Genomic DNA, 11,801 nt, shown 5'->3' on the forward strand with positions numbered 1-11,801 from the left:
CCGATGACCGGGTTGATGCCGCCCGGGGCGACCAGCATGCCCACGAGTGCCGTGAACACGACCAGCGACATGACGCGAGGCTTCAGCAGCGTGAGGTAGTCTTCTACCCGCGCCTCGCCTGTCAAAGCAGGCATCCCCTTGCTGTCGTCGATATAGGTCACTGGATTTTTTCCTTCTAGAGCGGATCGCACATAGCGCGATCCGCCCTTTTTGTCGCCGCGACTTAGTGCGCGTTGGTCGAGTCGATCTTGGGCAGCGTCGAGAACTGGTGGAACGGCGGCGGGGAGCTCAGCGTCCATTCCAGCGTCGTCGCGCCATCGCCCCACGGATTGTCACCGGCCGGGCGCTTCTTACGGCTGGCTTCCCAGGTCGCATAGAAGAAGATCAGCATGGCAACGAAGGTCACGTAGTAACCGACCGAAGAGACGCGGTTCCACAGCGTGAAGGCATCCGGGTAGTCGATGTAACGACGCGGCATGCCGGCGAGGCCGAGGAAGTGCTGCGGGAAGAAGATCAGGTTCACGCCGACGAACATGGTCCAGAAGTGCAGCTTGCCCAGGAACTCGTTGTACATGTAGCCGAACATCTTGGGGTACCAGTAGTACCAGCCAGCGAAGATCGAGAACACGGCGCCAAGCGAGAGCACGTAGTGGAAGTGCGCCACGACGTAGTAGGTGTCGTGAAGGGCGCGGTCGGCACCGGCATTGGCGAGCACCACACCGGTCACACCACCAACGGTGAACAGGAAGATGAAGCCGATGGCCCAGAGCATGGGCAGGCGGAAGGTGATGGAGCCGCCCCACATGGTGGCGATCCAGGAGAAGATCTTCACACCCGTCGGCACGGCGATGACCATGGTGGCGGCAACGAAGTAGCGCTGCACGTCGAGGCTCAGGCCGGTCGTATACATGTGGTGTGCCCACACGACGAAACCGACGAAGCCGATGGCGACCATGGCGTAGGCCATGGCCATGTAGCCAAAGATCGGCTTGCGGCTGAAGGTCGAAACGATGTGCGACACGATGCCGAAGCCCGGCAGGATCATGATGTACACTTCGGGGTGACCGAAGAACCAGAACAGATGCTGGAACAGCACCGGATCGCCGCCGCCTTCAGGCGCGAAGAACTTCGTGCCGAAATTGCGGTCGGTGAGCAGCATGGTGATGGCGCCAGCCAGAACCGGCAGGGCCAGCAGCAGCAGGAAACCGGTCACAAGCACCGACCATGCGAACAGCGGCATCTTGTGGATGGTCATGCCCGGAGCGCGCATATTCAGGATCGTGGTGATCAGGTTGATCGCACCAAGGATCGAGCTCACGCCGGCAACGTGCAGCGACAAGATCGCAAAATCCATGGCCGGACCAGGGTGGCCGACGGTCGAGAGCGGCGGATAGACGGTCCAACCACCACCAAAACCGGTCGTACCCGAGGCGCCTTCAAAGAAAAGGCTCATCAGCAGCAGGATGAAGGCGGCAGGCAGCAGCCAGAAGGCAATGTTGTTGATGCGCGGGAACGCGGTATCGGGAGCACCAACCATCAGCGGGGCAAAGTAGTTGGCAAAGCCGCCCATGGTCGCCGGCATGACCATGAAGAACACCATGATCAGGGCGTGCGCCGTGGTGAAGACGTTGAACATCTGCTTGCCGGCATCGATCGAGCCGGACGGATCGGAAATGCCATAGACCATGGATGCGAGGCCATGGAAAATCTGGATGCCCGGCTCCTGCAGCTCCATGCGCATGAAGCCCGACAGGAGACCGCCGACGATGCCGGCGATGATCGAGAACACGAGATACATGATCCCGATGTCCTTGTGATTGGTGGACAGAACCCAGCGCCGCCAACCCGTCGGTGTGTGGTGGTCGTGCGCGGCGTGGTCATGCCCGGTGGCATGGGCCTCGAGGTGTGCTGCTTCTGACATTATGGTCTCCCCTGACCCTATTACTGAATAGCCGGCAGCACGGCGACGGCGCTGGCATAATCACGGCTTTCCTTGAAGGCCGTGATAAAGGCTTGATATTCTTCGGTGGTGACGACGCGCACGGCGATCGGCATGAAGGCATGGTCCTTGCCGCACAGTTCCGAGCACTGGCCATAGAAGAGGCCGGTTTCGCGCGAGTTGAACCAGGTTTCATTGAGGCGACCCGGAACGGCGTCGATCTTGATGCCGAAGGAGGGAACCGCAAAGGCGTGAATCACGCCCGAGGGGCTCGAAGTCACCTGCATGCGCACAGTGGTATCGACCGGAACGATGAGTTCATTGTCGACTGCCAGAAGGCGTGGCTGGCTCGGCTTGACCGTCTGGACATAGCCGTCAACGGCAGCACCAAGAATATTGGAGTCGAAGGCAACGCCTTCGTCGACATATTCGTAGTTCCAATACCACTGCTCACCCGAGGCCTTGATGGTGAGAGAAGCGGCCGGAACCTCGACTTCGCCGAACGAGAAGATGTTGGAACCGAGGAATTTGCGTTCGCCATCGGGCACGGTGAGCTGGTCGGACAGCACGCCGAAGGACGGGATGGCGATGATGATCAGAACGACGATCGGCAAGACCGTCCAGATCACTTCGATCAGCGTATTATGCGTGAAACGCGCCGGCACAGGATTGGCCTTGGCGTTGAAACGCACGACGATGATAATAAGCAGTGCAAGCACGAAGAGCACGATAAGCGTAATCGTCCACATCAGCGGGCCGTCGTGGAAAGCCACGATCGAATCCATGATCGGCGTAACCGACTGCTGCAGGTGGAACTGGCCCGGCTCCGGATGGCCCTTACCGATTTCCTGGGCGGAAGCGAAAGCGGGCATCAGCGCCAGCATGGCCGTCGCGGCGGCACCCAACTTCCTCACGAACTGACCGGTCACCATAAACCCCCTGTTAACCAATTCTGGTGGCGCACACCAAGAAAGAGAGTGGAAAACAGCGGCATAGCTCACGCCGCCCCGACTCAACCTCGGAGCGCAAAACTCGAATTTGACCTAAATCACATTGCTGGGACCGAGTCTATCGCGGCTTCGCACACTTCCGACTGTTTAAAACTGGACAAAATCGGAAGCCTTTGCCTCAAGCGCGCCGCAGTTTCGCTGCCTGATCGCCGCGAGCGCGCCCTTTGGTTGACAGGGCTTTAAGGATAACTCAAACAGGTCCGAACGCCCCGCGCCCCGAATTCGGCTGGAGACGAACAAGAGTGATGGAATTTTCGAAGCGGCTGATCGGCCTGGCCCTAACTGTCGCCGCCCTTGCCGGCGCCACCCCTGCCCTGGCCCAAGGCACCGTGCGCGGCGAATACGGCGACTGGCAGATGAGCTGCGACACCCCGCCGGGCGCCAGCTCCGAACAATGTGCCATCATTCAGAACGTCATGGCCGAAGACCAGCCCAATGTCGGCCTCTCGGTCATCGTGCTGCGCACGGCTGATCGCGAAGCCCGGCTCCTGCGCGTCCTTGCGCCGCTGGGCGTGCTGCTGCCGAATGGCCTTGGTCTTAATGTCGACGGCACCGATATGGGCCGCGTCGCCTTTGTGCGGTGCTTGCCCAATGGCTGCGTTGCCGAGGTTGAACTCGACGATGGCCTGATCGACGTCCTGTCCAAGGGCACGAGCGCCATTTTCGTTGTTTTCAAGACTCCTGAAGAAGGTGTCGGCATTCCGGTGTCGCTCGAAGGATTCTCCGAAGGCTTTGCCGCCCTGCCCTGAGTCAGGACAGAGTATGGAAGACGACCGCCGTAAATCGCATCGCAATCGCACGCTCAAGGGCGGGCGCATCGTGACCAATGACGGGCACTCGACCTTCGATTGCACGGTGCGCAACCTGTCCGACGAAGGCGCCAAGCTGGTGGTCACCAGCGTCATCGGCCTGCCGCACCGATTCCGCCTCTCCATGATCGATGGGCGCGATTTCAATTGCGAAACGATCTGGCACACCGAAACCGAACTCGGCGTTCGGTTTCTGTAGGAAGCCCTAACGCCGAATTCCTCGTCCCATCGTCATTGCCGGGCTCGTCCAGGCAATCCATCTCGCCTTCGCATGGGAACCACCGGGACAAGCGGCTGGCGCAGTACTGACGATCAAAAACCAAATAAAAAAACCGGGCGAGTGCAAGCACAAGCCCGGTTAAGTTTTCAGGAAACGGGACCAGCGGCAAAACTGGCCCGGGAGATGGAACGAGCACATCGTGATCGGTCCAAGAGAGACATCCGTACCCGAGGGGCGCGGACGAATGCTTTAGCGCAGAGCCTGGCGGGCCCTGGCGGTGTTGAGCACCATGGTGGAGGTGCGCGCATTCTGCGCGCCCATGGCGTCGTGGATATCGGCATGGGAGAGGCCAAGATCGCGCAAGCGATCGGCATCGAGATCGAGCAGGCTTTTCAGCACGGTCCGGCGTTGACGATCAGCATTCACCTTGGCGACAAAGGCAAAAAAAGCGCGCAAGGGGGTAGTCGGCATGGCGGCCGAAACTGACCGCTCGCCGGGCAGCGAGAGAGCCATCTCAAATCTCCAAAATGTTGTTGTGCCGAAGGGAGGTCGGCAGGAAGGACGCCTTTTCCGGCGATGATGGTGAGATAACCCGCTGGACTTCCATTCGTCCAACAAATAGATTTCATCCATTCAATCAAAATGAGTGATGGGAGACCATCGGTGGCTGCTCCGCTCGATCTCGACCAGTTGCAAAGTTTCTGCGCCATTGCCGATTGCGGCAGTTTCACCGAGGCGGCCCGCCGGGTGAACAAGACGCAGTCCGCTGTTTCCATGCAGATCAAGCGTCTCGAAGAGCGGCTGGGCCACGCCCTCCTGTCGCGCGATGGCCGCACCGTCACCCTCACGCACCATGGCGAAGTGCTCTATGAGCGGGCGCGCAAAATGCTGCGCACCAATGCCGAGATCCTCGACCATTTTTCCGATGGCGATCTCGCCGGCTCCATCCGCTTCGGCGTGCCGGACGACTACGCCGTGCGCCTCTTGCCGGTAATCCTCTCGAGCTTCCAGCGCACCCATCCCAAGATCGTCGTCGACGTGTCCTGCATGGCCTCGGAACACTTGCTCGAAGGCATGCGCGCCGGGCGCTACGATCTCATCGTCTTCACCCAGGGCACCGAGCAGAACTTTGGTGAACTGTTCCGCACCGAAAAGATGTTCTGGGTTGCAAGCCATGGCGGGCGAGCGCTCGCCAGCGAGCCAGTCGCCATTGCCTGCGGGCCGCAATATTGCATCTGGCGCAAGGATGCCATGGACGCCCTCGACCGCACCGGCACCGACTACCGCATCGCCTATACGTCTTCCAACGCAACGGCCATTTCCTCGGCGGTGCTCTCCGATCTCGCTATCGGCTTCCTGCCGGAAAGCGCCCTGCAGCCGGGCATGCGCGTCGTCTCCGACGAACACGGCCTGCCGCACCTGCCCGATGCGCAGATGGCATTGATGCGCGGCAGCCACGCCTATGGTGGCATCTATGATGCGCTCGCCAATCACATCGTCCAGTCGATGGGTAATCTTGACCACCCGCACCAGGCAGAGGCGGCGGAATAGTATTGCTGCGCCTGAAACCGCTGGACTCAAGCAACCTGCCGATTGTCGAACCATGGTTTGACGATGCGGAAACTCAGCGTTGGCTGGGAGGGCGCGAGTGGCCCGCTTTGGGTTTCAGTTTGCGGGGCCCTGATCGCCAGCTCTATCTCGCTCTCGACGAAACCATCTCGGTTGGCCTTCTCGATTGCGAGACCTATCCCGACAAGAGCGCCAGTTTCGCTGTGGTCACCGCCCCGGAAATGCGCAAGCGCGGCATCGGGCGCGCTATTCTGGCCGCGCTCATGGCCGAGCCATCCTACTCTCACATCGTCCGCTTCTTCGCCGGCATTGAGCGGAGCAACGTGGCCAGTGCCGCATTGATGGTGCGTTGCGGCTTTGTGGAAGGTGAGGAAGACGGGGACGGCTTTACCGACTTCGAGTACCGCCGGTCTTGACCCGGCGCGGCATTTACCGCACCAAGTCACCATGCCAGAAGTCCTGACCAACGCTGCCGAATTTACCGTTTCCGAAATCGCCCAGGCGGTGAAACGAACGGTCGAAGACGAATTCGGCCATGTCCGCGTGCGCGGCGAAATCTCCGGCTTTCGCGGCCAGCATTCCTCCGGCCACGCCTATTTTACCCTCAAGGACGACGCAGCCTCGATCGATGCCGTCATCTGGAAGGGCAGTTACGGCAAACTGGCCTTCAAGCCCGAGGAAGGCCTCGAAGTCATCGCCACCGGGCGGCTGACGACCTTCCCCCGCTCGTCAAAATACCAGATCGTCATCGAGCAGATTGAGCCGGCCGGCGCCGGCGCGCTCATGGCGCTCCTCGAAGAGCGCCGCAAGAAACTGCTGGCAGAAGGCCTTTTCGCCCGCGAGCGCAAGCGCCCCCTGCCCTATTTGCCGCGCGTCATTGGCGTCATCACCTCGCCGACGGGCGCCGTCATTCGCGACATTCTCCATCGCCTCGACGATCGGTTCCCCAGCCACGTCCTCGTCTGGCCGGTGCGCGTGCAGGGCGACACCTGCGCCCCTGAAGTCGTCAACGCCATTGAGGGTTTTAACGCCTTCCTGCCAAACGGCCCGATTCCGCGCCCCGACATTCTGATCGTTGCCCGCGGCGGCGGCTCCATCGAAGACCTCTGGGGCTTTAACGAAGAGGCCGTGGTGCGCGCCGTCGCTGCATCAGGCATCCCCGTGATTTCCGCGGTCGGCCACGAGACCGATACGACGCTGATTGACTATGCCTCGGACATGCGTGCCCCGACGCCAACGGCCGCCGCCGAAGCGGCCGTGCCTGTCCGCGCCGAACTCATCGCCTATGTCGATGATCAGGGCAGTCGCCAACGCCAGGCCGCCCGCCGCACCCTTGCGAGCCTGAAGGATCGACTGCGCGCCGCCAGCGCCGGCTTGCCGCGTCCCGCCGATCTCATCGCCACGCAGCGTCAAAGCCTCGATATGGCAGGAACCCGTCTCTCCGGTGGCCTTCGCCATTTCGTGCAGGATCGGCGTCTCGCCTTTTCGCGCCTTGCCGGCGCCATCCAGCCGCGTCTCGTGCGCCAGCGCCATGCCGAACTTCTGAGCCGCATCGACAATCTCGACCACCGGGCTCTCGCCGGTCTGCACAAAACCACCGAGCGGGCGCGGTTGACCTTCGATCCGCGCGCTGCCCGCCTCATGGGTTCAGTTGGCCAGGCGCTCGAACGCAAGCGCACCCAATTCGTCCGACTGGCGCCGCGCCTCTCGCCCCAGCCGCTCCGCGCCGAGTTGCGTCAGTTGCAGGGTCAATTCGGCCCGCTCACCCAGCGCCTCGCCCTGGCGCCGGACCGCATCACGGTCGAGCGCCGGCAGAAGCTGGAACAACTAGAAAAACTGCTGAAAACCCTGAGCTATCACAGTGTTTTGGCCCGCGGCTATGCGCTGGTGCAGGACGAGGCCGGCGACGTCGTCAGCGGCGCATCGGGCCTGAAACCTGGCGATGCGATCAAGCTGACCTTTGCCGATGGCGAAGTTGGCGCCAATGTTGCGGGCGCTCCGCCCCAGAAGCGCAAAACACCGCGTTCACCATCGGACGACGGGTCGCAGGAAAGTCTCTTTTGATTGTCCGATTTCCGCTCTATATCGGAATAATTCGGAAGGACACGGACGATGAATATCTTCGATAAGGGGTTTTCACCCTCCGAAGCGACAGTACGCTACCTCGATGGGGACTATGTGGTCCTCAAGCAGGGAACGTTTGTGCGTTGCGCCATATCGGGCAAGCCCATTCCTCTCGATGAACTCTTCTATTGGAGCGTCGACCGGCAAGAGCCCTATGTCGATGCATTGACCGCCCATGAGGCCTTTGTCCGCTACGGCCGAGGCAATTGAGCGTGACAGAGGCAGCGACGCGTCAACGCTACCTCGTCATTTCCAATGGTCATGGAGAAGATGCCATCGGCGCCGCCCTCGTCAGGCGCCTGACACCTCAAGCCCACGTCGAAGCCTATCCGATGATCGGCAGCGGCAAGTCCTATGAAGGCGCCTGCCGCATCGTCGGTCCCCGCGCCACTCTGGCCTCGGAAGGCTGGCGCAATGTAAAGGGCTCGCTGCGCCGCGATGTCGTCAGCGGCGGTCTGCTCACGGTACCGCCGGCGCTGAAATTCCTGCGCTCGGTGCGCGGGCACTATGACAAGATCATCGTCATCGGCGACATGGTCGGCATTCTTGCCGCGCTGCCGACGGGCCTGCGCGATCTCATTTATCTCGACGTCTACAAGACCGGCGCCGCCCGTCTCTATTCCGCCGCCGAAACCTGGGCGATCAAGCAGACCTGCCGCACCGTGTTCTGCCGCGGCGACAGCCTCAGCGAAAAGCTTCGTGCGGCCGGGGTCGACGCGCGTTGCGTGGGCAATATCATGATGGATGCCATCCCCCACGGCGACTATAACGCCAATGCGCGCCGTCGGGCGCCGCTCGCCGTCACCCTCCTGCCCGGCAGTCGCGCCCTGACATCGGAGAGCTTTGCCCTTCAGGTCGATGCCCTGCGCCTGATCCCGGAAGAAGAACGTCCCGACGTCTTTCTGGCCGTCGCGGGCAGCGTCAATGTCGAGGAGCTGGGCAAGGCAGCAAGCTTGCGGCGCACGTCGCTGCTCAGTACTGAATCTGACGATCTCGGCGAATTGAGCGACGGTAACCTCACCGTCCACATGGCCCGCGGCGTCGCGATGGGCAATCTCGTCGAGACCTCGGATGTGGTCCTGAGCCAGGCTGGCACGGCGACCATCCAGTCGCTCGGCCTCGGGCGGCCCGCCATCACCTTCATCAATCCGCGCGATCGGCGTTCGCGCTTCAACGATGAGCAAAACCTCTTCGGGGAAGCCCGCATCGTTACGGAAGCCAGGGCAGCGGACGTGTCAGAAGCCCTGCGCGGCCTCCTGACCAACATGTCAGAGCGCCTGCGCCTTGCAGAAATCGGCCGGAACCGGATCGGCGGCCCCGGCGCGATGGAGGCAATCGTGGCCGAGATCGCAACCCCGGCCACTTCAGAACATTAAGCGCCGGTCGCTTCCGGATCGAGCAGGCGATGCAGGTGCACGATGAAATAACGCGTCTGCGCGCTATCGACGGTCATCTGCGCCTTTTGGCGCCAGGCGACGAGCGCCGAAGCATAATTGGGATAGAGTCCGACAATATCGACCTTGTCGAGATCGGCAAAGGTGACGTGCTCGATGCTCGAAAGTTCGCCGCCGATCACCAGGTGAAGAAGTTGCTTGTCAGTCGCTTTGCTGTCAGCCATCGCTCAAGGGTCCACTGAGTTGGGAGGAGGAGGAAATCTCGGCCTCTGCCAAGGGCTCGGCCGGGCAGCCATAGACCTTGATCAGTGCCGCATGGACGAGAGGTTTTAGGCTCATGTCGGAAAGCGCCGCAAGCGCCCCATGGCGCACATCTCGTTTGTTAAATTGTGGGAACCCGCTGCACACATCAGCAAGATCGTGCCCGGCTTCCCTCAGGATCACGGCTGCAGCCGCAATATCCCAATCCTGACTGCCGCGCCGCGCCACGGCCGCGTCGAGTTTCCCCGTCGCCACCTGCAAAAGCCGGTAGGCCAACGAGGGATACATGGGCCCGCGCGTATAGTTGAGGCCGCCCTCCTGCAGTTCCTGATGCACCGCGCCCGGCGCGGGGATCATCGGCGGCGCTCCGGCCCGGCGGTTGCGCACCAGCGCCTCGCCATTAAGCCGCGCTCCACCGCCGATAGAGGCTTCATACATCTCATTGCGCGCTGGCGCATAAACGACGCCCGCCACCGGAACGCCCTTCTCGACGACCGCTAAACAGACAGTCCAGCAATCCTCGCCCTGAAGGAACGCGCGCGTGCCGTCGATGGGATCGACAATGAAGACACGATCGCAATCGAGGCGGCTGGGATTGTCGGCCGTTTCCTCGCTCAGCCAGCCATAGGCCGGCCGCGCGTTAAGCAGGCTCGCCGCAAGATAGCGATCAACGATGATATCAGCTTCGCTGACCGGGGAGGCATTGCCCTTGGTCCAGCTCTTTATGTCGCGACGAAAATAGCCCGAGGCAATGATGCCCGCGGCCACGGCAGTGGCGCGAAGCAGTTCAAGATCGTCCTCATATGGCGGTGCAAAGGCTGGCATGGGCGGCTTTTATGCCTCGTACGACCTTTGGACAAGACCCGCGCCGCGATGGGCCATTGTCGAACTGCGAAACCCCCAAATATGGCAGGGTAAACAACCTCACACGCGATTGGGTAAACTGCTCGTTGCAGTGTGCAACACCCCGCTAACCACCCGCTGAAGACAAGATAAACTTAACCGAACCCATTAAGGCGCTGGGTAAGGGGACGCGGTAGATTGCCCTCACAAACGGAGCGCAAAAAACAGCTCTCGAAGTTACAGGAAGGCTACAAAATGGTTCATGGCGTTGCGATGGAAGGATCGTCAGTCGTCCTTGCTTTCGGTAAGCCCGCCCTGGCGGAACGCCGCTTCGTTGCGGCAAACGACAATGGGCCCCGTGATCCGGTAAAAACCGTGACAGTGCGCAAGCAGCTCGAACAGAGTGGCGTTGCCATCAAGATCAAGGTGCCGGTTACCGAATTTATCGGCGTGGCCGTGGCCACTCGAATTTCCGAAGAAGGCGTGCTGACAAGCGCGATCGAACTCGTCCATCCCGATGGCGAGCTGACCTACAAGGTGTTCGAAGAAGAGGGCAACCAGAACGTTGTCGCCGAATGGCAGAACTGGGGCAAGAAGCTCCGCCTGCCGCTGTTCATCAAGGCCGGCGACGGCTCCTATCTCCCCTATAGCCAGCAGGTTGATGGCGTGATGGTCGGTGAAACCGCACCTCGCCGCAAACTGGCTGCCGACGCCGCCCGCCGCCCGCGCTTCCTCAATCGACGGAAGCCCGGCGACGCCGACGTCCACTAAGAATCCCCCTCCAAGGGCAACGTCGATGGGATCAGCTGGTGGTGCGGCTGGTCCCTTTGGCGTTTTTGGGTCAGCCACTGAACGTCATCCTCGGGCTCGACCCGAGGACACTTCACTTTATCGCGGCAACGGCAAGTGTAGAGCCCTCGGGTCAAGCCCGAGGGTGACGGTCTTTGGCATAGGCCGCATGAGCCATTACCAGGCCCAGTCGGCCAGCAGCGCCAGCGTCAGCGCAATCCCCACATAGTGGTTGTTCTTGAACCGGACCAACGGGTTCTCAAAAATCTCGGCATCGAGCGTATAGACCTGCCATGCCAGCAGCGCCGCCGGCACCAGCATCAGTGCCATGGCGATAAATCCGCCCCCCGCGGACATCACCGCCATCAGCCAGAAGATCACCGCGCCGACATAAAGCGCCGAAACGGCCGGCTTCACATTGGAGCCAAACAGCCGCGCCGTGGATTTGACTCCGACCAGCGCATCGTCCTCGATGTCCTGCAGCGCATAGAGAGTGTCATAGCCAATCACCCAGAGGATGGTGCCGAGATAGAGCAGGATCGGCGGCCAGGAGAGACCGCCGGTTTCACTCGTCCAGCCGATCAGCGCACCGTAGGAAAAGGCGAGGCCAAGAAAGAACTGCGGCCACCAGGTGATCCGCTTCATGAAAGGGTAGATTGCCACGAGCACCAGCGAGGCAACGCCCGCCCAGACGGTGAAGCGATTGAACTGGAAAAGGATAATTGCCCCAAGCAGCGCCTGGGCAACCAGAAAGGCCAGCGCCTGCTGCGAAGTCACCTGCCCCGAGGGAATCGGCCGCAGCCGCGTGCGCGCCACCTTCATGTCGATGTCGCGATCGACGAT

General features: G+C 61.4%; 14 protein-coding genes and 1 pseudogene. 8 read left to right on the forward strand and 7 right to left on the reverse strand.

Annotated features, from left to right (window positions below; all coding sequences use genetic code 11):
• The 3 genes and pseudogenes from ABW043_RS17495 to coxB form a co-directional block, all read right to left on the reverse strand.
• Positions 1–134, reverse strand: a pseudogene (locus tag ABW043_RS17495) (heme o synthase); the annotation flags it as partial.
• An 89-nt stretch (positions 135–223) separates the two neighbouring features.
• The gene (ctaD, locus tag ABW043_RS17500; protein ID WP_353922479.1) at positions 224–1,921 is read right to left on the reverse strand and encodes a cytochrome c oxidase subunit I; all 1,698 of its coding nucleotides are present in this window, start codon (positions 1,919–1,921) and stop codon (positions 224–226) included.
• 20 nt (positions 1,922–1,941) lie between these two features.
• The gene (gene coxB, locus ABW043_RS17505; RefSeq protein WP_449396645.1) at positions 1,942–2,871 is read right to left on the reverse strand and encodes a cytochrome c oxidase subunit II; all 930 of its coding nucleotides are present in this window, start codon (positions 2,869–2,871) and stop codon (positions 1,942–1,944) included.
• Between the two features lie 323 nt (positions 2,872–3,194).
• Between coxB and ABW043_RS17510 the strand changes: the two genes are divergently transcribed.
• Both ABW043_RS17510 and ABW043_RS17515 read left to right on the forward strand, forming a co-directional pair.
• Positions 3,195–3,698: an invasion associated locus B family protein gene (locus ABW043_RS17510; RefSeq protein ID WP_353922480.1), complete on the forward strand. Its 504-nt coding sequence runs from the start codon at positions 3,195–3,197 to the stop codon at positions 3,696–3,698.
• A 13-nt stretch (positions 3,699–3,711) separates the two neighbouring features.
• Entirely contained in the window at positions 3,712–3,957 is a 246-nt protein-coding gene (locus ABW043_RS17515; protein ID WP_353922481.1) for a PilZ domain-containing protein, read from the forward strand.
• A gap of 270 nt (positions 3,958–4,227) precedes the next feature.
• Here the strand turns inward: ABW043_RS17515 and ABW043_RS17520 are convergent, their stop codons facing one another.
• Complete coding sequence (locus ABW043_RS17520) at positions 4,228–4,491, reverse strand: YjiS-like domain-containing protein (RefSeq protein ID WP_353922482.1); 264 nt, start codon at positions 4,489–4,491, stop codon at positions 4,228–4,230.
• 150 nt (positions 4,492–4,641) lie between these two features.
• Between ABW043_RS17520 and ABW043_RS17525 the strand changes: the two genes are divergently transcribed.
• Genes ABW043_RS17525 through ABW043_RS17545 form a run of 5 tightly spaced genes read left to right on the forward strand, consistent with a single transcriptional unit; the run spans position 4,642 to position 9,047 of the window.
• Complete coding sequence (locus ABW043_RS17525; RefSeq protein ID WP_353922483.1) at positions 4,642–5,529, forward strand: LysR family transcriptional regulator; 888 nt, start codon at positions 4,642–4,644, stop codon at positions 5,527–5,529.
• Positions 5,530–5,531: 2 nt separating this feature from the next.
• Complete coding sequence (locus ABW043_RS17530) at positions 5,532–5,963, forward strand: GNAT family N-acetyltransferase (RefSeq protein WP_353922484.1); 432 nt, start codon at positions 5,532–5,534, stop codon at positions 5,961–5,963.
• A 31-nt stretch (positions 5,964–5,994) separates the two neighbouring features.
• Positions 5,995–7,611 carry an exodeoxyribonuclease VII large subunit gene (xseA, locus tag ABW043_RS17535; protein WP_353922485.1) on the forward strand — a complete coding sequence of 539 codons (1,617 nt, stop codon included), beginning with the start codon at positions 5,995–5,997 and terminating at the stop codon, positions 7,609–7,611.
• A gap of 48 nt (positions 7,612–7,659) precedes the next feature.
• On the forward strand, positions 7,660–7,881 hold the full coding sequence (locus ABW043_RS17540; protein WP_353922486.1) for a DUF2093 domain-containing protein: 222 nt from the start codon (positions 7,660–7,662) through the stop codon (positions 7,879–7,881).
• A 2-nt stretch (positions 7,882–7,883) separates the two neighbouring features.
• Positions 7,884–9,047, forward strand: a complete 1,164-nt coding sequence (locus ABW043_RS17545) for a hypothetical protein (RefSeq protein WP_353922487.1) — start codon at positions 7,884–7,886, stop codon at positions 9,045–9,047.
• Here the strand turns inward: ABW043_RS17545 and ABW043_RS17550 are convergent.
• Entirely contained in the window at positions 9,044–9,289 is a 246-nt protein-coding gene (locus tag ABW043_RS17550; RefSeq protein WP_056309659.1) for a DUF4170 domain-containing protein, read from the reverse strand. The two genes, ABW043_RS17545 and ABW043_RS17550, sit on opposite strands and share 4 nt — an antisense overlap.
• Positions 9,282–10,151, reverse strand: a complete 870-nt coding sequence (locus ABW043_RS17555) for a 3'(2'),5'-bisphosphate nucleotidase CysQ (protein ID WP_353922488.1) — start codon at positions 10,149–10,151, stop codon at positions 9,282–9,284. Before ABW043_RS17555 ends, ABW043_RS17550 begins: the two co-directional genes overlap by 8 nt.
• A 273-nt stretch (positions 10,152–10,424) precedes the next feature.
• Between ABW043_RS17555 and ABW043_RS17560 the strand changes: the two genes are divergently transcribed.
• Positions 10,425–10,940: a DUF6101 family protein gene (locus tag ABW043_RS17560; protein WP_353922489.1), complete on the forward strand. Its 516-nt coding sequence runs from the start codon at positions 10,425–10,427 to the stop codon at positions 10,938–10,940.
• 195 nt (positions 10,941–11,135) lie between these two features.
• Here the strand turns inward: ABW043_RS17560 and ABW043_RS17565 are convergent.
• The coding region (locus ABW043_RS17565) for a UbiA family prenyltransferase (protein WP_353922490.1) at positions 11,136–11,801 on the reverse strand (666 nt) is incomplete at its 5' end.

Source organism: Devosia sp. (genome assembly GCF_040509215.1).
Lineage (GTDB): Bacteria > Pseudomonadota > Alphaproteobacteria > Rhizobiales > Devosiaceae > Devosia.

Excerpts from the sequence above, each read along its gene's own strand:
- ctaD (WP_353922479.1), bottom strand. The coding sequence starts at position 1,921 with ATGTCAGAAGCAGCACACCTCGAGGCCCATGCCACCGGGCATGACCAC.
- coxB (WP_449396645.1), bottom strand. The coding sequence starts at position 2,871 with ATGGTGACCGGTCAGTTCGTGAGGAAGTTGGGTGCCGCCGCGACGGCC.
- ABW043_RS17510 (WP_353922480.1), top strand. The coding sequence starts at position 3,195 with ATGGAATTTTCGAAGCGGCTGATCGGCCTGGCCCTAACTGTCGCCGCC.
- ABW043_RS17515 (WP_353922481.1), top strand. The coding sequence starts at position 3,712 with ATGGAAGACGACCGCCGTAAATCGCATCGCAATCGCACGCTCAAGGGC.
- ABW043_RS17520 (WP_353922482.1), bottom strand. The coding sequence starts at position 4,491 with ATGGCTCTCTCGCTGCCCGGCGAGCGGTCAGTTTCGGCCGCCATGCCG.
- xseA (WP_353922485.1), top strand. The coding sequence starts at position 5,995 with ATGCCAGAAGTCCTGACCAACGCTGCCGAATTTACCGTTTCCGAAATC.
- ABW043_RS17540 (WP_353922486.1), top strand. The coding sequence starts at position 7,660 with ATGAATATCTTCGATAAGGGGTTTTCACCCTCCGAAGCGACAGTACGC.
- ABW043_RS17550 (WP_056309659.1), bottom strand. The coding sequence starts at position 9,289 with ATGGCTGACAGCAAAGCGACTGACAAGCAACTTCTTCACCTGGTGATC.
- ABW043_RS17555 (WP_353922488.1), bottom strand. The coding sequence starts at position 10,151 with ATGCCAGCCTTTGCACCGCCATATGAGGACGATCTTGAACTGCTTCGC.
- ABW043_RS17560 (WP_353922489.1), top strand. The coding sequence starts at position 10,425 with ATGGTTCATGGCGTTGCGATGGAAGGATCGTCAGTCGTCCTTGCTTTC.